General features: G+C 71.2%; 23 protein-coding genes. 11 read left to right on the top strand and 12 right to left on the bottom strand.

Annotation, left to right across the window (positions count from 1 at the left end):
• The first annotated feature begins 3 nt into the window (after window positions 1–3).
• The 4 genes from ACWDS7_RS14630 (at window position 4) to pknB (ending at window position 6,239) form a co-directional block, all read left to right on the top strand.
• Window positions 4–1,383 carry an FtsW/RodA/SpoVE family cell cycle protein gene (locus ACWDS7_RS14630; RefSeq protein ID WP_451929677.1) on the top strand — a complete coding sequence of 460 codons (1,380 nt, stop codon included), beginning with the start codon at window positions 4–6 and terminating at the stop codon, window positions 1,381–1,383.
• Window positions 1,380–2,849, top strand: a complete 1,470-nt coding sequence (locus tag ACWDS7_RS14635; protein ID WP_451929678.1) for a peptidoglycan D,D-transpeptidase FtsI family protein — start codon at window positions 1,380–1,382, stop codon at window positions 2,847–2,849. The genes ACWDS7_RS14630 and ACWDS7_RS14635 overlap by 4 nt, the downstream gene beginning before the upstream one ends.
• On the top strand, window positions 2,846–4,285 hold the full coding sequence (locus ACWDS7_RS14640) for a serine/threonine-protein kinase (RefSeq protein WP_451929679.1): 1,440 nt from the start codon (window positions 2,846–2,848) through the stop codon (window positions 4,283–4,285). The genes ACWDS7_RS14635 and ACWDS7_RS14640 overlap by 4 nt, the downstream gene beginning before the upstream one ends.
• A gap of 82 nt (window positions 4,286–4,367) precedes the next feature.
• Complete coding sequence (pknB, locus tag ACWDS7_RS14645; RefSeq protein ID WP_451929680.1) at window positions 4,368–6,239, top strand: Stk1 family PASTA domain-containing Ser/Thr kinase; 1,872 nt, start codon at window positions 4,368–4,370, stop codon at window positions 6,237–6,239.
• Between the two features lie 351 nt (window positions 6,240–6,590).
• Here pknB and ACWDS7_RS14650 read toward each other — a convergent pair whose 3' ends face one another.
• Genes ACWDS7_RS14650 through ACWDS7_RS14660 form a run of 3 tightly spaced genes read right to left on the bottom strand, consistent with a single transcriptional unit; the run spans window position 6,591 to window position 7,958 of the window.
• Window positions 6,591–7,163: an anthranilate synthase component II gene (locus ACWDS7_RS14650; protein ID WP_306861796.1), complete on the bottom strand. Its 573-nt coding sequence runs from the start codon at window positions 7,161–7,163 to the stop codon at window positions 6,591–6,593.
• Entirely contained in the window at window positions 7,163–7,318 is a 156-nt protein-coding gene (locus ACWDS7_RS14655; RefSeq protein WP_306861794.1) for a hypothetical protein, read from the bottom strand. The genes ACWDS7_RS14650 and ACWDS7_RS14655 overlap by 1 nt, the downstream gene beginning before the upstream one ends.
• A gap of 10 nt (window positions 7,319–7,328) precedes the next feature.
• The gene (locus ACWDS7_RS14660; protein WP_306861792.1) at window positions 7,329–7,958 is read right to left on the bottom strand and encodes a class E sortase; all 630 of its coding nucleotides are present in this window, start codon (window positions 7,956–7,958) and stop codon (window positions 7,329–7,331) included.
• A 209-nt stretch (window positions 7,959–8,167) separates the two neighbouring features.
• Here ACWDS7_RS14660 and ACWDS7_RS14665 point away from each other — a divergent pair, with 209 nt between their 5' ends.
• Complete coding sequence (locus tag ACWDS7_RS14665) at window positions 8,168–8,413, top strand: cell division protein CrgA (RefSeq protein WP_451929681.1); 246 nt, start codon at window positions 8,168–8,170, stop codon at window positions 8,411–8,413.
• A 49-nt stretch (window positions 8,414–8,462) separates the two neighbouring features.
• Here the strand turns inward: ACWDS7_RS14665 and ACWDS7_RS14670 are convergent, their stop codons facing one another.
• Together ACWDS7_RS14670 and ACWDS7_RS14675 are read right to left on the bottom strand one after the other, a co-directional pair.
• A complete protein-coding gene (locus tag ACWDS7_RS14670; protein WP_451929682.1) occupies window positions 8,463–9,221 on the bottom strand; it encodes a rhomboid family intramembrane serine protease in 759 nt (252 codons plus the stop codon).
• A 240-nt stretch (window positions 9,222–9,461) separates the two neighbouring features.
• Window positions 9,462–9,998, bottom strand: a complete 537-nt coding sequence (locus ACWDS7_RS14675; RefSeq protein WP_370879681.1) for a peptidylprolyl isomerase — start codon at window positions 9,996–9,998, stop codon at window positions 9,462–9,464.
• A 243-nt stretch (window positions 9,999–10,241) separates the two neighbouring features.
• On the opposite strand from ACWDS7_RS14675, the gene ACWDS7_RS14680 reads away from it, so the two are divergent.
• The gene (locus ACWDS7_RS14680) at window positions 10,242–10,769 is read left to right on the top strand and encodes a hypothetical protein (RefSeq protein WP_451929683.1); all 528 of its coding nucleotides are present in this window, start codon (window positions 10,242–10,244) and stop codon (window positions 10,767–10,769) included.
• Between the two features lie 131 nt (window positions 10,770–10,900).
• Entirely contained in the window at window positions 10,901–11,992 is a 1,092-nt protein-coding gene (locus ACWDS7_RS14685; protein WP_451929684.1) for a hypothetical protein, read from the top strand.
• A gap of 195 nt (window positions 11,993–12,187) precedes the next feature.
• Here ACWDS7_RS14685 and ACWDS7_RS14690 read toward each other — a convergent pair whose 3' ends face one another.
• Window positions 12,188–12,808, bottom strand: coding sequence for a hypothetical protein (locus tag ACWDS7_RS14690; protein ID WP_451929685.1), 621 nt, complete (start codon window positions 12,806–12,808; stop codon window positions 12,188–12,190).
• A gap of 101 nt (window positions 12,809–12,909) precedes the next feature.
• Here ACWDS7_RS14690 and ACWDS7_RS14695 point away from each other — a divergent pair, with 101 nt between their 5' ends.
• Both ACWDS7_RS14695 and ACWDS7_RS14700 read left to right on the top strand, forming a co-directional pair.
• Window positions 12,910–13,602, top strand: coding sequence for a response regulator transcription factor (locus ACWDS7_RS14695; RefSeq protein WP_451929686.1), 693 nt, complete (start codon window positions 12,910–12,912; stop codon window positions 13,600–13,602).
• A gap of 1 nt (window position 13,603) precedes the next feature.
• Window positions 13,604–15,214, top strand: coding sequence for a sensor histidine kinase (locus ACWDS7_RS14700; protein WP_451929687.1), 1,611 nt, complete (start codon window positions 13,604–13,606; stop codon window positions 15,212–15,214).
• Between the two features lie 78 nt (window positions 15,215–15,292).
• On the opposite strand, the gene ACWDS7_RS14705 is transcribed toward ACWDS7_RS14700, so the two are convergent.
• The 5 genes from ACWDS7_RS14705 to ACWDS7_RS14725 form a co-directional block, all read right to left on the bottom strand.
• Window positions 15,293–16,255 (bottom strand): GNAT family N-acetyltransferase, encoded by a 963-nt coding sequence (locus ACWDS7_RS14705; protein ID WP_451929688.1) that lies wholly within the window; start codon window positions 16,253–16,255, stop codon window positions 15,293–15,295.
• 141 nt (window positions 16,256–16,396) lie between these two features.
• The gene (locus tag ACWDS7_RS14710) at window positions 16,397–17,617 is read right to left on the bottom strand and encodes a hypothetical protein (RefSeq protein WP_451929689.1); all 1,221 of its coding nucleotides are present in this window, start codon (window positions 17,615–17,617) and stop codon (window positions 16,397–16,399) included.
• Window positions 17,614–18,126, bottom strand: a complete 513-nt coding sequence (locus ACWDS7_RS14715; RefSeq protein ID WP_451929690.1) for a SigE family RNA polymerase sigma factor — start codon at window positions 18,124–18,126, stop codon at window positions 17,614–17,616. Before ACWDS7_RS14715 ends, ACWDS7_RS14710 begins: the two co-directional genes overlap by 4 nt.
• A gap of 101 nt (window positions 18,127–18,227) precedes the next feature.
• Entirely contained in the window at window positions 18,228–18,764 is a 537-nt protein-coding gene (locus tag ACWDS7_RS14720) for a DUF6609 family protein (RefSeq protein WP_451929691.1), read from the bottom strand.
• A gap of 152 nt (window positions 18,765–18,916) precedes the next feature.
• Window positions 18,917–19,834, bottom strand: coding sequence for a LysR family transcriptional regulator (locus ACWDS7_RS14725; RefSeq protein WP_451929692.1), 918 nt, complete (start codon window positions 19,832–19,834; stop codon window positions 18,917–18,919).
• A gap of 70 nt (window positions 19,835–19,904) precedes the next feature.
• Between ACWDS7_RS14725 and ACWDS7_RS14730 the strand changes: the two genes are divergently transcribed.
• Both ACWDS7_RS14730 and ACWDS7_RS14735 read left to right on the top strand, forming a co-directional pair.
• Window positions 19,905–20,843 (top strand): NAD-dependent epimerase/dehydratase family protein, encoded by a 939-nt coding sequence (locus ACWDS7_RS14730; protein WP_451929693.1) that lies wholly within the window; start codon window positions 19,905–19,907, stop codon window positions 20,841–20,843.
• An 11-nt stretch (window positions 20,844–20,854) separates the two neighbouring features.
• Window positions 20,855–21,748, top strand: coding sequence for an aldo/keto reductase (locus ACWDS7_RS14735; protein ID WP_451929694.1), 894 nt, complete (start codon window positions 20,855–20,857; stop codon window positions 21,746–21,748).
• 76 nt (window positions 21,749–21,824) lie between these two features.
• Here ACWDS7_RS14735 and ACWDS7_RS14740 read toward each other — a convergent pair.
• A partial coding sequence (locus tag ACWDS7_RS14740) for a hypothetical protein (protein WP_451929695.1) occupies window positions 21,825–22,912 on the bottom strand: 1,088 nt, incomplete at its 5' end.

Raw genomic sequence — 22,912 nt, forward strand, 5'->3', positions numbered from 1 at the left:
CACATGAGCACCCCAAGCGTCGAGCCCGTCCCCCTGCCCGCCAAACGTCGGCTGGCCCAGTTGGCGATGCTCGCCTTCGCGGTCGTGATCGTGATGTTCGCCTACGCCAACGTGGGGCTGGCGATCGACAAGCAGATCCCCTCGGGCATGCTCACCTACGGCCTCAGCCTGGGCGGGTTCATGCTGGCCGCCTACCTCGTGCTCGCCAGGTTCGCACCCTGGGCCGACCCGCTGATCCTGCCTCTGGTGACGCTGGTCAACGGCCTCGGCCTGGTGATGATCTACCGCCTCGAACAGTCCAAGGCGTTCGGCGCCTCGGCCACCACCCAGCTCCTGTGGACGGCCGTCGGGGTCGTCCTGTTCAGCGTGACGCTGATCGTGCTGCGCGACCACCGCGCGCTGCAGCGGCTGACCTACACCGCCGGAGCCGTCGGACTCCTCCTGCTGATCTCGCCGCTGCTGCCGTTCATCGGCAAGAACATCAACGGCGCCCGGATCTGGATCGAGATCCCCGGTGTGGGCCAGCTCCAGCCCGCCGAGTTCGCCAAGCTCGCCCTGATCGTCTTCTTCGCCGGCTACCTGGTCGCCAAGCGTGACGTGCTGGCGCTGGCCGGACGGCGGCTGCTCTTCATCGACCTGCCCCGTGCCCGCGACCTCGGCCCGATCCTCATCGTCTGGGGCTTCAGCCTGGGCGTGCTGATCCTGCAGAAGGACCTCGGCTCCTCCCTGCTGATCTTCGGCACGTTCATCGCGATGCTCTACATCGCCACCCAGCGCACCTCGTGGGTCCTGATCGGCATCCTGCTCTTCGTCGGCGGCGCGATCCTCGCCGGGGCGATCTTCGAACACGTACATGCCCGCTTCGAGGTCTACCTCAACCCGGAGGACCCGGAGCTCTTCAACAAGGTCGGCGGCAGCGAGCAGCTCATGCAGGGCCTGTTCGCCATGGCCACCGGCGGGATCCTCGGCACCGGGCTCGGCCAGGGCCACCCCGACAGGATCCCGCTGGCCATCTCCGACTTCATCTTCCCCGCCACCGGCGAGGAGCTGGGCCTGACCGGGCTGATGGCCCTGCTGATGGTCTACGCCCTGATCGTGGAGCGGGGCCTGCGCACCTCCATCGCGGCCCGCGACCCGTTCTCCAAGCTGCTGGCCGGCGGCCTGTCGTTCATCCTGGCCTGGCAGGTCTTCATCATCGTCGGCGGCGTCACCAACCTGATCCCGCTGACCGGCCTGGTCACCCCGTTCATGTCGCAGGGCGGTTCGGCGCTGCTGGCTAACTGGATCCTTATCGCGCTGTTGGTACGCATGTCGGATGCGGCGCGGAAACCGCCGCCCCAGGCCATCCAGGACGAAGGAATGACGCAGGTGTTCCAGCGATGAACAGTCCCCTCAAGCGCGTCGCCCTGGCCTGCCTGCTCATGTTCGGCCTGCTCATGCTCAACGTGAACTACCTGCAGGCCGTACGGGCGGACGACCTGCGGGCGGACTCGCGCAACGTCCGCAACTTCTACGACCGCTACCAGGTCGAGCGCGGCCGGATCACCGCGGGCGACAAGGTGCTCGCCGAGTCCGTCGACACCGGCGACAACACCTTCCGCTACGCACGGCGCTATCCCGAGGGCAAGGTCTACGCGCCCATCACCGGGTTCTTCGCCCCGGAGAGCACCCGCGACATGGAGCGGGCCGAGAACGACCTGCTCGACGGCACCAGCGCCGACCTGCTCATCCGGCGCAGCATCGACCTGTTCACCGCCAAGAAGACCAAGGGCGCCAACGTCGACCTGACGATCAACCCCAAGGCGCAGGAGGCGGCCTACAAGGCGCTCGGCGCCAGCGGCAAGAAGGGCGCACTGGTCGCGATCGAGCCGAAGACCGGGGCGATCCTCGCCATGGTCTCGATCCCCAGCTACGACCCCAACCCGCTGTCCAAGGCGGACAAGGCCGCGGTCAACAAGGCTTACACCAAGCTGGCCGAGGACAAGGACCAGCCGCTGCTGAACCGGGCGATCGAGCGCACCTACCCGCCGGGTTCGACCTTCAAGGTGGTCACCATGGCGGCCTACCTGGAGAGCGACGACACCCTCGGGCCGCAGAGCCAGGTGGACGCCCCGCAGCGGCTCGACCTGCCCGGCACCACCGCCGACCTGCCCAACTACGGCGGTGCGGCGTGCGGCTCCGGACGCGTGACGCTGTCGTTCGCGCTGGAGCGGTCCTGCAACACGCCGTTCGGCAAGATCGCCATAGATCTGGGCTACGACGCCGTCAGCGACCAGGCCTTCAAGTTCGGCATCGGCGGTGACCCGCTGGCCATCCCGATGCCGGTCGCGGCCAGTGCCTTCTGGAACAAGAAGGACAGCGAGGAGGACAAGGCCGCGCTCGCCCAGGCGTCGATCGGCCAGCGCAGCAACCAGATGACCCCGCTGCAGATGGCCATGATCGCCGCGGGCATCGCCAACAACGGCGTGGTCATGAAGCCGTACCTGGTGAACAAGATCGCGGACGCGGAGGGCGGCGAGATCGAGGGCGCCGACCCCGAAGAGTTCACCACCGCGATCAGCGAGGACACCGCGCGCAAGCTCCAGGAGATGATGGTCAACGTCGTCAACAACGGCACCGCGAACGCCGCGCAGATCCCCGGGGTGGCCGTCGCCGGCAAGACCGGCACCGCCGAGACCGCCGAGGGCCGGGACCCGCACGCGTGGTTCATCTCCTTCGCCCCCGCCGAGGACCCCAAGGTCGCTCTCGCGCTCATGGTCGAGTCCGGCAGCGCCGGCGACGACGCCTCCGGAGGTCACACCGCCGCGCCCATCGCCAAGAGCGTGATGGAAGCGGTGCTGGGTAGATGACCGCGTTGCTCGGGGGCCGATACCGCCCGCTGGGGCGGATCGCGACGGGCGGCATGGGCGAGGTCTGGCGGGCCAGGGACGAGCTGCTCGGCCGCGAGGTGGCGGTGAAGCTGCTGCGCCGGCACGTGGCGGCCGATCCGGCCTTCCGCGAGCGGTTCCGCCGCGAGGCCAGGATCGCGGCGGGGCTGGCCGACCCCGGCATCGCCCAGGTCTTCGACTACGGCGAGGCCGACGACGTCGCCTACCTCGTGATGGAGCTGGTCCCCGGCGAGTCGCTGGCCGGCATCCTGGCGCGCGACGGCAGGCTGAGCGCCGGCAACACCCTCGACGTGGTCTACCAGACCGCCAGGGCCCTGCAGGCGGCGCACAGCTCGGGGATCATCCACCGGGACATCAAGCCGGGCAACCTGCTGGTCACCGGGGCCGGAGTGATCAAGATCACGGATTTCGGCATCGCCAGGGCGCTGGAGGGCTCGTCGATGACCCAGACGGGCACCGTGCTCGGCACCGCCCAGTACGTCAGCCCCGAGCAGGCGTCAGGAGAGCCGCTGACCTTCGCGACCGACGTCTACTCACTCGGCGTGGTCGCCTACGAGTGCCTGGCCGGCCGCCCGCCGTTCGTCGCCGAGACGCAGGTGGCGATCGCGCTCATGCATCTCAGCGAGGATCCGCCGCCGCTGCCCGGGAGCGTGCCCCGGGCGGTGCGGGAGCTGGTCACCGCGTGCCTGTCGAAGGACCCCGAGCGGCGGCCGGCCGGGGCCCGGGAGCTGGCCGGCCGGGCATACGCGCTGCGCGGCTCGCTCGCCCCGGCGGGCGCCGCCGACCTGGCCATGCTCACCGATCCGGCGGGATGGCGGGCGGAGCCCGCCGGCGAATGGCCGCGAGAGGTCACCTCCGCCCTGGCCGCCTCCCCGCCGGCGCCTCCCGGCCCGGCCGCGGGGTCCGGCCCCGGCGGACCGGCCGGGGACTCCCGTCCGGCCACCGCGAGGACGGCACGGACCGTCCCGCGACGCCGGGGCCTGCGCCGGAGGACGGTGATCGCCGCCGCCGCGGGGTGCGCCGCCGCCGTCGGACTGGGCGCGCTGGCGGTCCACAACCTGACCGACCGCCCCGGCGACAGCAGGCCGGAGGAGCCCGCCGTCCGGCTGAGCCCGATCACCAAAACCCCGACGGTCCGGCCGAGCAGGACCAAGCCGGCGACGAGCAGATCGCCCGTCCCACCGGCGAAGCCGACCCGTCCTTCGCCCACGCCGTCGGCTACGGTAAGCACATCGGTCAAACCCAGCCCCCGGCCGACCACGTCGCCATCGCCCAGCCCCAGCCCCAGCCCGACTACCTCGACTCCGACGCCCACCGCCCCGACGGCGACACCGAGCCTCACACCGAGCACCACTCCCGGCACCGGCGACACAGAGCCGCCAAAGGGGGAGACGTGATGCGGCGAGGGGTCGATGATGGACACCGGTGGCCCAAGAGCTCACCGGCACCCAAGATGAACGGTAAGGGACAGTGCAGGAAATGACTCAGCCTCGACGCCTCGGCGATCGCTACGAGCTTGACGGCGTCGTCGGGCGTGGCGGCATGGCCGAGGTATATCGCGCCCGAGACATCCGGCTGGATCGGATCGTCGCCATCAAGACCCTCCGCGCGGACCTGGCGAGAGACCACATCTTCCAGGCCCGTTTCCGCCGGGAGGCGCAGTCCGCCGCGTCGCTGAACCACCCGTCCATCGTCGCTGTCTACGACACCGGCGAGGACGTGGCGGGCGGGGCGCCGGTGCCGTACATCGTGATGGAGTTCGTCGACGGCCGCACGCTGCGCGACCTGCTCCGCGCCGACCGGCGGCTGCTGCCCGAGCGGGCGGCCGAACTGGTCGACGGGATCCTGCGGGCGCTGGACTACAGCCACCGCGGCGGCATCGTCCACCGGGACATCAAGCCGGCGAACATCATGATCACCAACAACGGCGACGTCAAGGTGATGGACTTCGGCATCGCCCGCGCGATGGCCGACTCGGCGGCGACCATGACGCAGACCGCCCAGGTCATCGGCACGGCACAGTATCTGTCGCCGGAGCAGGCCAGGGGCGAGCGGGTCGACGCCCGCAGCGACATCTACTCCACCGGCTGCGTGCTGTACGAGCTGCTGACCGGGCAGCCGCCGTTCACCGGCGACTCCCCCGTCGCGATCGCCTACCAGCACGTGCGCGAGGACCCGATCCCGCCGTCGCAGATCGACCCGGACATCCCCAAGTGGGCCGACGCCATCGTGCTCAAGGCGATGGCCAAGGACCCCGCTCATCGCTACCAGAGCGCCGGGGAGATGCGGGCCGACATCCAGCGGGCGATGTCCGGCATGCCGATGGACGCCCAGACGATGGCGCTGGCCAACAACTACGGCGCGGCCACCCGGACCATGCAGCAGGCCCCCGCCCCCGGCGGACCGGCCACCCAGCGCACCACCGCCGTCCCGGCCTATGACTACGGCACCGAGGAGGGCGGGCGCGGCGAGCGCGGCCGGCGCCGGCAGCAGAGCGGCGGGGGCAACACCGCGGTCAAGACCGCCGCGTGGATCCTGGTCCCGCTGCTGGTCATCGGCGCCTTCATCGGCGTGGGCTACATGTTCCTGAGCTCCCCCGGCGACTCCACCGCCGGCAGCAAGGTCAAGATCCCGTCACTGACCTCGCAGACCGCGGCCTCGGCGACCAAGACGCTGGAGGGGCTGGGCCTGAAGGTCAAGCGGGTCGACAAATACGACGAGGAGCTGGAGAAGGGCACGGTCATCGACACCGACCCGGCCTCCGGCACCGAGGTCGACAAGAACAGCGAGGTCACGCTCACCGTCTCCAAGGGTGTGGAGAAGGTCGAGGTGCCCAACGTGGTCAACATGACCGCGGATGAGGCCAAGGCGGCCCTGGAGGGCGCGGGCTTCGTCCCGAGCCTGCGGACCAAGGTCTCCAACGCCCCGCAGGGCAAGGTGATCGAGAGCAACCCCGAGGCGGGCAAGCAGGCCCCCAAGGGCAGCACGGTCCAGATCTACGTCCCCAAGGAGGCCACTGAGGTTCCGGGCGTGGTCAACCTCACGGTCGGCGACGCCAAGCGGATGCTCAAGGAGGCGGGCTTCCGATACAAGGTCGTCGAGCAGGAGAGCGACCTGCCGGAGGGCACCGTGCTCAGCCAGGCGCCCGAGGCCGGTGCCAAGTACCAGCCGGGCACCACGATCACGCTGGTCGTCTCCAGCGGGCAGGCCCCGGAGCCGACCGAGCCGGCGACGCCCCCGACCCAGGACCCGAACATCACCGAGGACCCGCAGCCGGACACCCAGCCGACGGATCAGCAGACCGAGGACCCGTTCGTCGAGGACCCGCCCAGCGACGACCTGGGCGGCTGACCGCCGGCCCGTGAGGGCCCCATGAGGACGGCCCCCGCCACCGGCGGGGGCCGTCCTGTCGTCGTAGCACGGGGGCCAGTTCTCCGGGGCCGGGGACAGGGCCTGGCTGGGACGTGAGGGCCCGATCTCCTCGGGGCCGAGGCCCGGAGTCCGGTGGACCCGGTCTCTCCACACTCGGGCTTTTCAGCGCTCAGGCTTCTCAGCGCTCGGACTCTCCACGCTCAGGCTTTTCAGCGCTCGGGCTTCTCCGCGGTCCGGGGCGCTCGTCCTCGGGGACGAGAAGAGCCCTTCCGCCACTCGGGGGCGATGGCGGAAGGGCTCACTGGTTAGTCGTTCAAGACGGTCGTGGCGTTACACGATTCCCGCGAGCCAATTTCCGAGCAGTCCGTGGCCGTGTTCGGAGATCACCGATTCGGGGTGGAACTGCACACCCTCGACGGGCGCGGTGCGGTGGCGCAGGCCCATGACCAGGCCGTCGCCGGTGGTCGCGGTGATCTCCAGGATCTCCGGGACCGTCTCCGGCACCACGGCCAGCGAGTGGTAGCGCGTCATGGTCACCGGGGACGGCAGCCCGGCGAAGACGCCGCGGCCGTCGTGCGTGATCGCGCTGGTCCGGCCGTGCATCAGCTCCGGAGCCCGCGCCACGGTGGCGCCGTGGGCGACCGCGATGGCCTGGTGGCCGAGGCAGACGCCGAGCAGCGGGATGCCGTGGGTCTCGCAGTGACCGACGAGCGGGACGCTCACCCCGGCGTCCTCGGGGGTGCCGGGCCCCGGGCTGATCAGGACCCCGTCGAAACCCGTCGCGTCCTCGGGCACGACGTGGTCGCGTGGGCGCACGTCGCAGGTGGCGCCGAGCTCACGGAGGTATTGGACGATGGTGTGGACGAAGCTGTCGTGGTTGTCCACGACCAGGATGCGGGCCATCAGCCCACCGTGGTGTGGTCGAAGGAGACGCGGGGTTCGAGCCAGGGGAACACGACATACCAGAGTACGGCCGCCGCCAGCCCCGCCAGCACCACCGCGACGAACACCTTGGCCGCCGGGCCGCCGGGGAACAGCCGCCAGATCCAGCCGTACATGGGACTCTCCTCATCTGCGACGGTCCTCACTCTCGTCCAGCTCCCCGAAGACGATGAGCCGCTGCGCGGCGGAGTACTCCGGGTGACAGGTGGACAGGGTGATGAGGGCCCTGGTGGGCTTGCGGCCGGGCTGGCCGGGGACCGGGGCGATGACTCCGACCTCGGTCGGTTCGACGACGCGGGTGCCGGTGACCCGGTAGGTGTAGCGGGCCTCGCGGGCGTCGACCACGATCTCGTCGCCCCGGCGGAGCTCGTCGATCCGGTTGAAGGGCGCGGCGTAGGTGGTCCGATGCCCCGAAAGCACGAAATTTCCAGTCTTTCCTGGCATGGCGGAGCCGGGATAGTGGCCCGGACCCATCCGCAACTGGTCGAAGCCGACCCCCTCCACGACGGCGTAGCCGTAGTCGTCTCCGAACCGGGGGATGCTCAGCAGCGCCATCGCCCCGCCGAGCCGGATCCGGCCGGGCCCGGCGGGCTCTTTCCGCTCCTCGGCGAACTCCTTGAGGAGCTGCCCGCGCAGCACTGTCTGCTGCTGGACCGTGTAGGTACCGGTCCCCCAGAGGAGATATGCGCAGAAGAGCAGAATGATCACCCCTGCGGTGATGCTCAGCTCCCCGAACGTTCTCAGGGCGGCTCTCATGGGCTCAGGCTAATGACGGCAGATCATCCCGGACGGGTATGGACCGCGCGGTTGGCCCAAGGTTTGCGCTGTGATGATCCCTTCTGGGATCGCCATGTCCCGTGTGTGCCGACTATTCTTACTCGGGTCTTCGCCCACCAGCGATTACGCTAGCTGACACACCCTGCGCGCGATCCGGATCGCGCAGGGTCGACGCAGGAGAGACCCCAGTGCCCAAGCCCAAGACTCGTAAGAAGGCGGTCTACACCCCGCCGCAGACGACCCAGCAGGTCAAGATGAGCCCGCGCTGGCTGGCGCCGGTCATGGTGGCCTCCTGGATCATCGGGATCCTGTGGATCGCCGTCTACTACGTGGCGCCCAGCGCGCCCTTCATCGGCGCCCTCACCAACTGGAACCTGCTGATCGGGTTCGCTTTCATCATCTTCGGTGTGGTGTTGTCCACCCGCTGGCGTTAGTTTTTTCCACAGAATTTATCCACACCCTGGGGAAGCATCAGGGTGTGGATCAGCCGGAGAGGCCGTACGCGGCCTGGAAGGCGTACGGCGGCAGCAGCGCGACCAGCGCGAGGAGCACCACGAGCACCGCCACGCAGCCTCCCCACTGGACCGCGTTGCGGCTCTTCGGCGGGGCGTAGGCGAGGATCCCGCTCACCAGGGCGCCGGTGATCAGGCCGCCCAGGTGTCCCTGCCAGCTGATGTTGGAGATGACGAAGGTCAGCGCCGCGTTGATGCCGATCAGCCAGAGCACGCCGCGGGCGTCGTAGCCGAGCTTCCTGGAGACCACGAACAGCGCGCCGAACATGCCGTAGATCGCGCCCGAGGCGCCTACCGCGATGTTGCCGAACAGGTAGATGGCGACGGAGCCGCCGAGCGCGGACAGCAGGTAGAGCGCCAGGAAGCGCAGCGAGCCGAGGCGCCGCTCCAGCTCGGGGCCGATGGCGTAGAGGGCCCACATGTTGAACAGGATGTGGGTGAGCGCGAAGGAGCCCGAGCTCAGTGGCATGTGCAGGAAGGCCCCGGTGATCAGCCGCCACCACTCGCCCCCGTAGGCGACGTTGCCGGAGCTCATCGCGAAATGGCTCAGCACCCAGTCGGGGCTGAGGGTCTCCGCGGCGTAGGCCAGGATGTTGACGATCAGCAGCGCCCAGGTGACCCGGGGCGTGGTGACCGCCCGGCCGCCGAAGACCGACTGCGCCTGCCGTACCGTCTTGTTGCCCTGGGACACGCACTCGGGGCACTGGAAGCCGACAGAGGCGTCACGCATGCAGTCGGGACAGATGGGACGGTCGCAGCGCTGGCAGCGCACGTAGGTCTCACGGCCGGGGTGCCGATAGCACGTGGGAACGGCGGCGGTGTCAGGCTCGCTGGGTGGCTGGGTGGTCATGGCGTCTCGCTGGCCCCTTCGACCGTGCTGTTATCCACAGACTGCCAGCCTATTCATGATCCTGAGTGTCCGGGCACGTGAAACGGCGGCCTCCTCGCGGAGACCGCCGCTCCGCGGGCGTCAGCCCTGGACGCGGTCGATGGTGACCGACTCCAGCACGACCGGGTCCTTGGGCCGGTCACGGGCGTCGGTGTCGGTCTTGATGATGGCGTCGACGACGTCCTGACCCTCGACGACCTCGCCGAAGATGGAGTGCTTGCCGTTGAGGTGCGGCGTGGGCACCACCGTGATGAAGAACTGCGAGCCGTTGGTGCCCTTGCCGAACTGGATGCCGGCGTTGGCCATGGCGAGCAGGTAGGGACGGTTGAAGTAGAGGTCGGGGTGGATCTCGTCGTCGAACTTGTAGCCCGGGCCGCCGGTGCCCTGGCCGAGCGGGTCGCCGCCCTGGATCATGAAGCCGTCGATGACCCGGTGGAAGATCGTCCCGTCGTAGAGCTTGTCGGTGGTCTTCTCGCCGGTCTGCGGGTTCACCCACTCCCGGGTGCCCTCGGCCAGCTCGACGAAGTTGCGCACGGTCTTGGGCGCGTGGTCCGGGAAGAGCTGGATCTTCACGGTGCCGCGGTTGGTCTTCAGGTTCGCGATCAACTTCTCAGCCACGATCGGATTGCCCCCTTCTGGTATTGGCTAAAGCCTCTGCAACATAGTGCTCTTGTGGTGTTTTAACGGTTGCGGCCGTAGCCGGTCCATCTAGCATCCTCCCACGGCTGGTCATGATTGAGCCTCGCCCGATCGGGCAGGGGAGGCAACGGGGCCCCGACGACTGGGGAGGTTGAAGTGCCTCTTGCACAATTTGGAAAGCGCCACATCGAAATAGTGATACCGGACACGCGGCTGGGTTACATGAAGGCTCAGCTCGCACGCGCCGCCGACCGGGTGGGCCCGATGGCCACCCACGCCCGCGACACGGCCGCCCATGCCCGCGACGCGGCGACCAACGCCCGCGTCGCGGCCAACGAGAAGGTCTATCTGGCCAGGGGATGGGCGGCACCCAGGCTGGACGCCGCCGCCCACTCCTTCGAGGAACAGCTCGCACCGAAGGTCAGCGCGCTGCTGTCGCAGGCCGCCACGAAGATCGATCCCACTCCGGCGGCCAGGTCACGCAGATGGCCGATGGTCCTGCTGTTCACCGGTCTCGCGGTCGGGGCCATCGGCTTCGCGATGTACCGCAAGAGCACCGACCAGTGGACCGAGGCGATGAAGGACAGCACGTCCGACGCGTCCCGCTGGATGAGTGAGAAGGCGCACGCCACGGCGGACAAGGCCGTCGAGATGGCGCACGGCGTCAGGTCGAAGGCCGGTTCCACGGCAGGCGGGCCAGGCGACAAGGCCGAGACCGAGGCGGATCAGGCCTCCACCAAGATGCCCTGATTTATCGGATCACTCCGGTTATCGGAGTACGGCCTGCGCCCCGGTCGCGGGCCGTACTCCTGTGTGCCGACCGTGTTGACTCTCGCACCAAGCGCTTGTTAGAACGTGTTCCTCAGGCCGAAGGAGCACCGATGACGCTGTCGCCGCTCGACGACTACCCCGTCCACCAGTCGCCCGACGTGATGCGGCACGTCGTGACCTCCGACCGCAACTTCTACGACCGGTACTACTTCAACTGTCACGCCGGCTCCGACGAGCTGATGCTGATCGTCGGAGCCGGCCAGTACCCCAACCTCGGCGTCACCGACGCCTTCGCCTGCGTGCGCCACCGGGACCTGCACCGGGTCGTCCGAGCCTCCCGAGAGCTCGGCGACGACCGGATGGACACCCGGATCGGCCCGTTCCGGATCGAGGTGATCGAGGGGCTCAGGCGGCTGCGGATCGTGCTCGACCCCAACGAGCACGGCCTGTCCTACGACCTGACCTGGGAGGCGACCATCCCGGCCACGCTGGAGCCCCGGCACCATGTGCGCAGGCAGGAGCGGGTCGTGTTCGACTCCTCCCGGATGGCCCAGACCGGCCGGTGGAGCGGGCACATCCTGATCGGCGACGAGCGCGTCGAGGTCACCCCCGACCGGTGGCAGGGCACCCGCGACCGCTCCTGGGGCATCCGGCCGGTCGGCGAGCCCGAGCCCCCCGGGATCCAGGCCCGCGACCCGGGCACCTTTTACTGGCTCTACACCCCCGTCCAGTTCGACGACCACGCCATCCTGTGCATCCTCCAGGAGGACGACAAAGGCCGCCGGGTGCTGGAGGAGGCGGTCAGGGTGTGGGGCTTCGGATCTCCCCGGGAGGGCGAGCAGGAATACCTCGGCCGCCCCGAGTACCGTCCCGAATACGTGGCCGGCACCCGGGACGTGCGAGAGGCGACGATCTCCTTCTCGCCGCCGGGCGGCAGGCCCTTCGACGTGCGCTGCACCCCGATCCTCCCGGTGCACCTGATGGTGGGCACCGGATATGGCCTGGAACCGGACTGGAGGCACGGCATGTATCAGGGCCCCGGCACGGTGGTCCAGGGCGTTACCCACACCCTGCCGGAGGACGCCGCCCGCATGTGGGGCCTGGTCGACGCGGTCGGCCGGTTCGAATACGACGGCCAGGTCGGCTACGGCCTGTACGAGTACTGGGCCCTGGGCCCGCACCCGTCCTTCCCCGACGCCTGATCCCGCCCGGTGCGGGCCGCGCCGCCGGAGTCCCGCCCAGGCTCCCACCGGGTACGGACCGCACCGCCGGAGTCCCGTCCAGGCTCCCACCGGGTACGGCCCGCACCGCCGGAGTCCCGCCCGGCGCGGACCGCGCCGCCGGGCTCCGTCCGGTACGGCGCCGGGCCCTGTCCGTCACGGCCGCGCGTCACCGGGCTACCGGCCGCCGGCCTCCTCGGCCGGCTCCGCCTTGAGGTCCTCGGCCCGCTCCGCCTTGTGGAAGCAGGTGACGATCGCGCCCTCGGCGGGCGGCACGGCCTTGCCGGCCTCTACCTCCTCGGCCGGGAGGACCCTGGCCGCGACAGTCTCGTCGTCCTTGGGCGAGAGGATCCCGCCCTTCTCGGTCCCGGCCTGCTCCGACGAGTCGAGCGGGGTGGCCGGCAGGGCGGGGACGGTCTTCACCGCGTCGGTGGACCCGGGGGCCTCCGCTCCCTCGGGGAGCTTGGCGATCTCCGTCCCGTCGGGCAGCTTGGTGACCGTCACCCCCACGGTGAGCTCGGGGATCTCCGCCCCCTCGGGGAGCTTGTCGATCTTCATCCCGGTCGCGGGCATGGTGGCCTTCGCCGGCGTGCCGCCCTTGGCCTGGAGCTCCTTCACCTCGGCCTCGGTGAGCTTGCGTGCGAGGACGGCATGACCCTCGGCCCCCTCGCACGTGACGGTGACGGCCTTGTCCGGCGTGGTCGGGGCGGGGGCGTCGGAGGCGCTGGCCGCCCCGGTCAGGGTCGCCATCAGAGCGCCGGCGGTGACCACGGCCGCGGCGAGGTAACGGATGCGCATTCTTGCTCTCCTCGGTTGATCGGATCTGACGGCCACACCGTCCCGCGCGCCACCTGAACCCACGCTGAACGCGGCCGAACCCGTCTTCAGGTTGGCTTTAGGTGGGGTACGGCACGCTGGGCGGCATGCGCGTGCTGCTGGTTGAGGACGAGAAGCGCCTGGCCGACCTGCTGAAGGGCGGCCTGGCCGGCGAGGGGTTCGCCGTAGACGTCGCCCACGACGGGCGCGACGGGCTGTGGATGGCGAGCGAGAACGCCTACGACGTGATCGTGCTCGACGTCATGCTGCCCCGGATGAACGGCTACACCGTCTGCGCCAGGCTCCGCGAGGCGGAGAACTGGACGCCGATACTGATGCTCACCGCCAAGGACGGCGTGCACGACGAGGCCGAGGCCCTGGACACCGGGGCCGACGACTTCCTGTCCAAGCCGTTCTCCTACGTGGTGCTGCTGGCCCGGCTGCGCGCGCTGGTGCGCCGGGGCGGCCAGGCCAGGCCGGTCTCCATCACGGTGGGCGACCTGACCGTCGATCCGGCCGGGCTCCGCTGCCGCCGGGGCGAGGTGGAGATCTCCCTCACCCCGAAGGAGTTCGCGGTCCTGCACGGTCTGGCCCGCAGGCAGGGTGAGGTGGTCTCCAAGAGCGAGCTGCTGGCGCAGGCGTGGGACTTCTCCTACGACGGCGACCCGAACATCGTCGAGGTCTACATCAGCGCGCTACGCCGCAAGATCGACGCTCCGTTCGGCCGGTCGTCCCTGGTGACCGTGCGCGGCGCCGGATACCGGCTGGAGGCCTGAGATGTCGCGCCTGTCGGTCAGGGTCAGGGCGACTCTCGCCGCCACCGCCATCGTCGCGGTCGCGCTGGGCGTCGCGGCGGCGGTGCTCGTCGGCGTGCTCCGGGGCAGCCTCGTGGAGAGCGCTTCGGCCGACGCCGTCCGGCGCGCCGACGTCACCGCCGGCCTGATCACCGCGAGCCCCGGCGTCCTCGTCAGCAAGCAGGCCGAGTCGCTGGATCCCGACATCCAGGTCCTCGACAAGGACGACCTTCCGGCCGGGGAGTGGGGAGCGGCCATCGCCCAGCCTGTCCAGCCAGCCCGGCCGGTCCCCCTCGGACCGACCGCCTACGGACCGACCGTCTGCGGACCGACCGGCCCGGAGACGTCCGGTCCCGGGCCCGGCGGCCCCACGCCGGGCGGCCCCGGCTCGGGCGTCACCCGGCCGGGTTACCTCAAGTCGGACACCACCCGGCCGGGTTACCTCAAGTCGGACACCACCCGGCCGGGTGACCTCAAGTCGGACACCACCCGGTCGGCCAAGTCCGAGCCGGACGCCACTCGGTCAGACGACCTCGGACTGGACACCACCCGGCCGGTCACCGGCCGGGAGGCGGCTGTCCTGGAGGCCGCCGTGGCCGCCGAGCGGTGGGCGCCCGCGAGCATGTTCACGGTGGCCACCATGCCCGTCGAGACCGTTGAGGGCACGCTGCTCGTGCGGGCCAGGGCCTCCCTGGAACCCGCCAAGGCCGCCCTGGAGAGCCTGAACGGACTGCTGCTGCCCGGCATCCCCGGACTGCTCCTGCTGGTCGCGGCCCTGACCTGGCTGGCGGTCGGCCGGGCGCTCGCGCCGGTCTCGGCCATCCGCGCCGAGATGGCCGACATCACCGCCAGCGATCTGCACCGCCGGGTCCCGGTGCCGCGCTCCCGCGACGAGATCGCCCGCCTCGCCGAGACCATGAACCGCACGCTCGACCGCCTGGAGCTGGCCGTCGACCGGCACAAGCGCTTCGTCGCCGACGCCGCCCACGAGCTGCGCAGCCCGCTGGCCGTCCTGCGGACCCGACTGGAGCTCGCCCCACCCGGACCGCTGGCGGCCGAGGCGCTGACGGACGTGGAGCGGATCCAGGCGCTCACCTCCGACCTGCTGCTGCTGGCCCGCCTGGACGCCGGTGAGCCGGCCTGTCACGGCGAGGTGGATCTCGGCCAGGTCGCCGCCGAGGAGGCGGCCCTGTCCCGGCCCAGGCCGGAGATCCGCGTCGGGCTGGAGGTGGCCGCCGACGTGGTGGTCCGCGGCTCCGCCGAGGAGCTGCGCCGCCTGGTGGCCAATCTGGTGGACAACGCGGTACGGCACGCGGACTCCGCGGTCACCGTCCGCCTGACCCTGGAGGACGGCGAGGCCGTACTCGACGTGTGCGACGACGGACCCGGCATCCCGGCCGAGCACCGTGAGGCGGTCTTCGACCGGTTCACCCGGCTGGACGAGGCGCGGGACCGGGACGCGGGCGGGTCCGGCCTCGGCCTCGCCATCGCCCGGGACATCGCGGTACGGCACGGCGGCGGCCTGCACGTCGCCGAGGGAGACCTCGGGGCCCGGCTCCGTGCCCGTTTCCCGCTCAGTCCGCCGGCCGGGTGAAGGGCCCGTCCCCGCTCAGCCGATCGGTAGGGCGGGAGGGGCCGTTCCCATCCGGCCGGGTGAAGGGCCCGTCCCCGCTCAGCCGATCGGCAGGGTGTAGGTGGTCGTGCGCTGCTCGACCTCGAATCCGGCGCGGGTGTAGACCCCCAGGGCGCCGGTCGGGTTGTCGGCGTCCACCCCCAGCCCGGCCTTCGCGTAGCCCTGGGCGCGGAACTCGGCGAGGGCGTGGGCGAGCAGCGCGCCGGCCACCCCCTTGCCCCGCCACTCCCGCAGGGTGCCGATGATCTGGATCCACGCCTCGCGGACCCCGGTGGCCTCGGTGTCGGCCTCGTAGTAGTAGGTGAGCAGCACCGCCACGCTCCCGCCCGACCGGTCCCGGACGAGGAAGGAGCTCTCTGGACGGAAGGCCCGCACACCGACGACGGCGCGCCTCCAGCTCTCCGGGGTGTGGGGGGTGCTGCCCCAGTGGTCGGCGAAGGACGCGTTGTACACCTCGCGGGCGGCCTCCTGGAGATCCCCGCGACAGGTGACGATCTCCAGGCCGCCGGGCAGGACGGCCGCGGGCGGCGCCACGCCCAGGTCGCGGCTCATGCCGTAGAACCACCGGGCGGGGGTCATCCCCTTCCGGACGGCCAGCGCGGCCGCGCCCTCGTTGCTGTCGAAGGCGTGGAGGTGGAGTTCGAGCGGCCGGCCGGGGAAGCGGCGTCCGTGCAGCACCGGCGTGGTGCGGACGGCCCAGTCGAGCAGGTGGCCGCCGAGGCCGCGGCGCCGGTACGCCGGGTGGACCGCGCCCCACAGGGTCATCTTGTGGACCGGGTCGGCGGTGGGGCGGCAGGCGGTGACGCCGAAGGCCACCATCCTGTCCCCGTCCCACGCGGCCAGGGTGCCCTCGGCCAGGTCGAGCAGCGGGTTGTCGAGGTCGTCGGCGAGGTCACCGGCGCCGTAGTTCTCCCCGACCCGGTCCGCCCTCTCGACCTCGGCGAGCAGTTCCGCCCAGCTACCCGCGTCGTCCCTGGTCAGCGGAGCCCAGTCGAACATCATGATCAACAGCATATGTTGACATACGGCCATACGGCCAAGGATTTTCACCGCCGTGCGGGCCAGTCCGTACAGCGGGCCGGGGCCCGCTGTACGGTCATCCAGGACGGCCCGCACGGTCACCAGGGCGGCCCGCGCGGCCGTTCAGCGGCGGGTGAAGACGGGCACCCACGAGCCGGGCCGCTGACTGTTCTCGCGGTAGCCGGTGAGCGGCACGGCCTCGCCCCCGTTCACGTCCACCAGGAGCAGCCGGTTGCGGAACTCGCTGCCGACGCAGCTGTTGAACCCCTTGGACTCGCACGCCCACGTGATCACGTGGTCGTCGTCCGCCCAGGCGACGAGCTGCTCGACCCACTGCCCCTCGATCGGCTTGACCGATATGACCTCGCCGGTGCGCACGTCCTTCAGGCCCATGGCCGCGTTCTTGTCCGGGCTCCGGGCCGCGATCCACCGGCCGTCGGGCGACACCCCGGCGGTCTCGTAGGTGTCGGCCGCGCCCGGCGGCCCCTGCCGCGGGTTTCCGTCCAGGTCGTAGAACTTCTTGGTGCCGGGCGGAGTGCTGTTGTGCTCCCAGACCAGGGTGCCGTCCGTGCTCCAGGCGAAGTCCAGGCGACCGCCGAAGCGGTTGTTCTCGTCCGGCTCCAGCGGGTGGAACGCGGCCTGCCCGCTGTCCATGTCGACGACGGTGTAGCCGGTCCGGGTCGTGGGCAGCATCTCCCGGCTGTTGTTCACCAAGGGGTAGGACTCGTCGGGATTGCCGCCGTAGTTGGTGACCAGCAGCTTCCTGGCGTCGGGAGACCAGCTCACGGCCCCGGCCGGGCGCTCCAGGTCGATCCACCGGACCTCGTCCCCCGGGGTGGTGATCACCCCGACCCGCCGTGCGGGGACCGTCTCCATCACCGCGACGGACTGCCCGCCCTGCGCGACGTCGAGCCACGCCCACGGCGTCCGCTCGTAGGTCTGCCGGCCCTTGTCGTAGCGGTACCAGGTCCGCCTCAGCACCTGCCGTCCGTTGGGGATCCTCTCCTCGTCCCAGACGTAGTAGGAGTAGAGCGCCGTACCGCCCGCCGCCACCAGGGTCTTCGGCGGCGTGGACTCCAGGTCGCCCACGGTCTCCGTGGACGGGCTCGGATCGGTCAGGACGGCGATGGCGGGCCGCGCGTCGCCGCCCCCCGCCCCCTGGAGCAGCGCCGGGACCGTGAGCGCGCCCGCCACGACGGCCGCGGTCGCCCCCGCGACCACCGCGAACGTCCTGCCCCTGGCACGCCGGCGCTTCCCGAGCGCCTTCGACGCCAGGTCCGTGGGGACCTGCGCCTCGTCGGACCAGTCGTGAAGGGTCCGCCTGACGAGCTCGTCGATGGTCATGCCGTGGCCTCCCCGAAGATCGTGTACGGCTCCCGCAGCTCGGGTGCGAGCTCGCGCAACCTGGCCAGGGAGCGGTGGGCGGTGCTGCGGACCGTGCCCACCGAACAGCCGAGGATGTCGGCCACCTCGGCCTCCGGCAGGTCCTCGTAGTAGCGCAGGATCAGCACGGCCCGCTGCCGGGCCGTCAGCCGGGCCAGCGCGCGACGCATGACCAGCTGCAGCTCGACCCCGTGCGTGCCGTCGGCCACGGCCCGGTCGGGCGGCTGGGCGATGACAGTCTCCCGTCGCCGCCGCCACCAGGAGACCTGCTGGCGGTACATCGCCCGACGGACGTATGCCTCGGGTGCGTCCACGCTCCGCCACCTGACGACCGTTCTGGCCAGCGCGGTCTGCAGCAGGTCCTCCGCCGCGTGCTGGTCGCCACCGGTCAGCAGGTAGGCCAGGCGCATCAGCGCGGGGGACCGCGCCGAGACGAATTCGCGGAACCGTCGCTCCTCTGCGGCGTCCACGATCACCTCCACTGTGTGGTTACGCCCTACAGACGCACCGGGTGGCCGCCGCTATGCTCCGTGTGCCGTACGGATCCGGAGCGGTGCCGCCCCTTGCCAGGTCACGTGTAGGTGAGCGCGGGGTACAGGAACAGCATCCAGGAGCCCACTCCGACCTTCAGCAGCGCGTCGATGCCGCCCACCAGGCGGAGCGGCGACCTCGGCGTCACCTTCAGCCCGATCCAGGCGTTCAGCGACGTCACCACGCCGAGGATCGCGATCAGCGGCCCGTGCGCCATCCCCATGACGACGAAGTGCAGGCCGACCACGAACAGGATGCTCAGGATCATGGTCCGGTCGTCCCGGTCCTTGAACGTGGTGACCACGTAGTAGATGAGACCGGCCTCGACGACGAAGGAGGCGACCAGTGCGGCGATCTGCACCGGGGAGGGCGTGCCCAGGGACGGCTTCAGCAGCGCGCTGAGACCGCTGGCGACGAATCCGGTGACGAACCCGCCGATGCCGAGCGGTATCCACTTGCTGGGGAAGATCCAGCCGAGCAGGAAGCCGAGGCCGACGAAGATGAGGAAGAGGCCGCCGCCGCGGATCAGCGGATAGGGATGGGGCGGGACGGCGTCCAGTGCGAGCAGGGGGATCATGACGCTCTTTCGGTCAGCGCATTGACTCTGGCAACCTGACCTTAAAGCCATAAACGAGATCTATCGCGTTTTGACCAGAAATGTGATCACGCCCGCACCGAGGGTGACCTCCGGCCCCCTGTCGCGCGCCCGCCGCCCGGCCGCCCAGGACCTCACCCGCCGCAGTGGACCGCGCCGCCGGGCACGGCCAGGCGCAGCGCCTCGGCGAGCGCGGCGACGTGCGGCCGCGTCAGGCGCCGGCGCGCGACGGCCACCCCGATGTAGCGGGCGGGGCGCGGCGGCCTGACCGGTACGGCCACCAGCTCCGCGGACGGCCGGAGCGCGACCTCGGGGATCATCGCGATACCCACGCCGGCGGCGACCAGCACCTGGGCGAAGAAGTAGTCGGTGGTGCTGGCCGAGACGCGCAGCTCGGAGCCGGCGAGCGTGGCGTAGCGGTGGAGGAAGTCCCCGGTCTTGAGGCAGCCCAGCACCCATCGCTCGGCGACGATCTCGGCCAGGTCGACCGACGCGCGGCCGGCGAGCCGGTGGCCGGCGGGCACGACGACGGACATCGGGTCCTCCATCAGCGGCATCCACGTCAGGCGCGAACGGTCGCCGGGCCGGACCGGCGGCGGACTGTCGAAGTGGTAGGCCAGCGCGATGTCGGCCCGCCCCTCGCGGATCATCGGCAGGCTGCCCTCCGGCTCGTGCTCCAGCACGGTCAGCTCGACCTCCGGGTGATCGGCGGTGAAGCGGGCGAGCGCGGCCGGCAGCAGATAACGGCCTCCGCTGGTGAACGTCGCGACGGTGAGGGTGGCGCGGCCGGTCGTGAACCGGTCGATCTGTTCCTGGGTGTGCCGCAGCTCCGCCGAGATCGTCTCGGCGGCCTCGACGAGCAGCCGGCCCGGCTCGGTGAGCACCGCCCCGCGGGTGCTGCGGTGGACCACCGGCGTCCCGAGCGTCCGCTCCAGCGCGGCGATCTGCTGGGAGACCGCCGACGGGGTGAGCAGCAGCGCGGCGGCGGCCCGGCTGAAGCTGCCGTGCCGGGCGACCTCGCTCAGGATCCGCAGCCGCTGGACATCGATCATCAGTTTCCCTAACAGCCGCTTAAGCAGATCACCACTTCTGCTTAAAACCGTATATGGACAGGATGAAGGCATGAAAGAGGTATGCGTCATCGGCGGCAGCCGCTACTTCGGCCGGCACCTGGTCGTAGGGCTACGGGACCGGGGCGTCGACGTCACGCTCGTCAACCGCGGCTCGCAGGCGCCGCCCCCGGGCGTGACCCACGTCGTGGCCGACCGCGACGACGAGCGGGGGCTCGCCCGGGCACTGGGCACCCGCACCTTCGACGTGGTCGTCGACCAGGTGTGCAACACGCCGCTCCAGGCCGCCGTCGCCGCGCGGGTCTTCGCCGGACGCACCGGACGGTATGTGATGACCTCGACCATCGAGGTCTACGACCACTCCCCGGCCGGCGGCGTCCCCGCGTCCCCGGCCGGTGGCGTCCCCGCGGCCGTTCCCGGCACCCCGATGGCCGAGACGGCCGTCGACCCGGAGCTGTGGCCGGTGGATCCGGGCCTGCCCTGGCACGACCGGGCGTTCCTGGAGAGCCAGTACGGCGAGGGCAAGCGGCAGGCCGAAGCGGTCTTCACCCGCGAGGCCGCGTTCCCCTTCGTCACCGTGCGGTCCGGTCACGTCATGGGCGGCGGCCCGGCCGACTTCACCGGCAGGCTCCGGCACTACGTCGAGCGGATCCGCGCGGGCCGCCCCATCGTGGTCCACCGTGACAACCATCCGTCGTCGTTCGTCCACCACAGGGAGATCGCCGAGTTCCTGCGGTGGACGGCGGGCGCCGACTTCACCGGCGCCGTCAACGCCCGTTCCCACGGTGAGTTCGACGTCTTCGAGCTGTGCGACCGGATCGCCTCGCACACCGCCGCCCGGCCGGTCTACGACAGGTCCGGGGGCGCCGAGGTCTCGCCGTACTCGTTCGGCCACTACTACGGCATGGACAACAGCCGGGCCGGCCGGCTCGGCTTCGCCTTCTCCCACACCCGCGACTGGCTGCCCGACGCCGTCGCCCAAGCACTGTGAGGTCACCGGACATGCGTACCCGCCACATCGGCGACGTCCCGGTCAGCGCCGTCGGACTGGGCGCCATGCCCCTGTCGATCGAGGGCCGGCCGGACGACCGCCGGGCGGTCGCCACCGTCCACGCCGCGCTCGACGCCGGCGTGACGCTGATCGACACCGCCGACTCCTACCACTGGCACGCCGGCGAGAGCGGCCACAACGAGGAGCTGGTCGCCCGCGCGCTCGCCGCGTACGGCGGCGGCACCGCGGAGGTGCTCGTCGCCACCAAGGGCGGCCGGGGCCGGCCGGGCGACGGCTCGTGGACGGTCGACGGCTCACCGGACCACCTCAAGCGGGCCTGCGAGGCGTCGCTCAAGCGGCTCGGCGTCGACACGATCGGGCTGTACCAGCTCCACAAGCCGGACCCCGCCGTCCCCTGGGCCGACTCCGTCGGCGCGCTGGCCGAGCTGCTCGACGAGGGCAAGATCCGCATGGCCGGCGTCTCCAACGCCGACGCCGGGCAGATCCGCCAGGCGCACGACATCCTGGGAGGCAGGCTGGCCTCGGTGCAGAACCGGTTCTCCCCGGCCGTCCGCGCCGGCGAGCCGGAGCTGCGCCTCTGCGAGGAGCTGGGCGTCGCGTTCCTGCCCTGGAGCCCGCTCGGCGGCATCTCCCGCAGCTCGCTCGACGGCCGGTCCCGCTCCGGCGCGCCCGACCCGGCGTACGCCGCCTTCCACGCGGTCGCGCGTGAGCACGGGGTGAGCCCGCAGCAGGTCTGTCTCGCCTGGCTGCTGGCCCGGTCCCCGGCCACCGTCCCGATCCCCGGGGCCAGCCGCCCCGAGACGGCCCGCGACTCCGCGGCGGCCGCCGGCCTGGTGCTCGGCGCGGACGAGATCACCCTGCTGGAGGCCGCCGGGAGCCGGTAGGCCCTCCTGAGCCGGTAGGCCCTCCTCCCGGTGGCCGCCCGGCCGGCCACCGGTCCTGACGCCGCGTCACCCGGCGTCAGGAGGGATCGTCACGGAGACCGCTCGCCGACAACCTCTGCCGGCGTGCGGCGAGGCGGCGGAAGCCGAAGACGAGGAACGGCACCGCGGCGGCGAGGGCCACCAGCCCGGCGAGTGTGACCGTCAGCATCAGGGGGGAGTCCAGCGAGGCCGGCGGGCCCCAGGTGCCGGCCTTCTCCGGGAAGGTGAGGGTGCCGGTCACCGTGTGCTTGACCCGGCCGCTCTGGAGGGCGAGATGGAACTTCCACGGCCCGTCCGGGAGGCCCTCTCCCAGGACCACGGCCATCTCCCCGCGCTCTCCCGGCGCCACGGTCACGTTGCGGGCGGCCCGGAAGGGGCCGGCGCTGAGCGAGCTCGGGCCGTCGGACAGCGACAGCTGCCCGCTGATGTCCAGGGCGCGTTCGCCCGTGTTGAAGACGCTCGCCACGATCCGCGGCCGGCCGTCCTCGGCGCGCTGCGGGAGCACCTCGCCGACCCGGAAGTCCGACGGGGGTTCACCGCCCGGCCCGACGTCGAGATAGGTGCGGATCCCGACCCGGTTGACGAGGGCGACGTTCCCCTGCGGACCGGGGGCCGACGAGGAGACCTCCGCCCAGATGACGGCGTATCGCTCTCCCCTGACGGCCATCGCCGGCACGTCGATCGTGGCCTTGGCCGTCGCGCTGCCGTGCGCCTTCAGGTCGACCGCGGAACGGCTGAGCCTGATCCACGAGCTCAGCTCGTTCGGGGTGCGGGCCGGCGCGAACGCGAAGCCGCCCTTGCCGACGGAGGCGCCGCTCGCGTAGAGCTCGACGTGCTGGGGCCTGGACGAGCTGTTGGTGACCTTGAAGCGCCTCGTGAACTCGGTGCCGGGGTTGACGTGGTCGACGATGAAGATGCGGGCCCGCGGGTCGTCCATGCGGTTGGCCGGGGCCTCCAGGAGCATGATCCCGATGGACTCCTTCCCGGCCCCGCGGGTGTCCTTCCCGGCCGTACGGGAGCCCGGTCCGGCAGGACGGGAGCCCACGCCGGCCGGATGAAGATCTCCGGCCGTACGGGAGCCCGGTCCGGCAGGACGGGAGCCCACGCCGGCCGGATGAAGATCTC

This window comes from Streptosporangium sp. NPDC003464 (assembly GCF_053588315.1).

What these genes read in the sequence shown, in the direction of transcription:
- ACWDS7_RS14635 (WP_451929678.1), top strand. Translation starts at nt 1,380, where the DNA reads ATGAACAGTCCCCTCAAGCGCGTCGCCCTGGCCTGCCTGCTCATGTTC.
- ACWDS7_RS14640 (WP_451929679.1), top strand. Translation starts at nt 2,846, where the DNA reads ATGACCGCGTTGCTCGGGGGCCGATACCGCCCGCTGGGGCGGATCGCG.
- ACWDS7_RS14685 (WP_451929684.1), top strand. Translation starts at nt 10,901, where the DNA reads ATGACGCTGTCGCCGCTCGACGACTACCCCGTCCACCAGTCGCCCGAC.
- ACWDS7_RS14655 (WP_306861794.1), bottom strand. Translation starts at nt 7,318, where the DNA reads ATGTACGGCTGGATCTGGCGGCTGTTCCCCGGCGGCCCGGCGGCCAAG.
- ACWDS7_RS14705 (WP_451929688.1), bottom strand. Translation starts at nt 16,255, where the DNA reads ATGATGTTCGACTGGGCTCCGCTGACCAGGGACGACGCGGGTAGCTGG.
- ACWDS7_RS14670 (WP_451929682.1), bottom strand. Translation starts at nt 9,221, where the DNA reads ATGCGTGACGCCTCTGTCGGCTTCCAGTGCCCCGAGTGCGTGTCCCAG.
- ACWDS7_RS14725 (WP_451929692.1), bottom strand. Translation starts at nt 19,834, where the DNA reads ATGATCGATGTCCAGCGGCTGCGGATCCTGAGCGAGGTCGCCCGGCAC.
- ACWDS7_RS14650 (WP_306861796.1), bottom strand. Translation starts at nt 7,163, where the DNA reads ATGGCCCGCATCCTGGTCGTGGACAACCACGACAGCTTCGTCCACACC.
- pknB (WP_451929680.1), top strand. Translation starts at nt 4,368, where the DNA reads ATGACTCAGCCTCGACGCCTCGGCGATCGCTACGAGCTTGACGGCGTC.
- ACWDS7_RS14720 (WP_451929691.1), bottom strand. Translation starts at nt 18,764, where the DNA reads ATGATCCCCCTGCTCGCACTGGACGCCGTCCCGCCCCATCCCTATCCG.
- ACWDS7_RS14735 (WP_451929694.1), top strand. Translation starts at nt 20,855, where the DNA reads ATGCGTACCCGCCACATCGGCGACGTCCCGGTCAGCGCCGTCGGACTG.
- ACWDS7_RS14690 (WP_451929685.1), bottom strand. Translation starts at nt 12,808, where the DNA reads ATGCGCATCCGTTACCTCGCCGCGGCCGTGGTCACCGCCGGCGCTCTG.
- ACWDS7_RS14730 (WP_451929693.1), top strand. Translation starts at nt 19,905, where the DNA reads ATGAAAGAGGTATGCGTCATCGGCGGCAGCCGCTACTTCGGCCGGCAC.
- ACWDS7_RS14700 (WP_451929687.1), top strand. Translation starts at nt 13,604, where the DNA reads ATGTCGCGCCTGTCGGTCAGGGTCAGGGCGACTCTCGCCGCCACCGCC.
- ACWDS7_RS14680 (WP_451929683.1), top strand. Translation starts at nt 10,242, where the DNA reads ATGAAGGCTCAGCTCGCACGCGCCGCCGACCGGGTGGGCCCGATGGCC.
- ACWDS7_RS14660 (WP_306861792.1), bottom strand. Translation starts at nt 7,958, where the DNA reads ATGAGAGCCGCCCTGAGAACGTTCGGGGAGCTGAGCATCACCGCAGGG.
- ACWDS7_RS14710 (WP_451929689.1), bottom strand. Translation starts at nt 17,617, where the DNA reads ATGACCATCGACGAGCTCGTCAGGCGGACCCTTCACGACTGGTCCGAC.
- ACWDS7_RS14630 (WP_451929677.1), top strand. Translation starts at nt 4, where the DNA reads ATGAGCACCCCAAGCGTCGAGCCCGTCCCCCTGCCCGCCAAACGTCGG.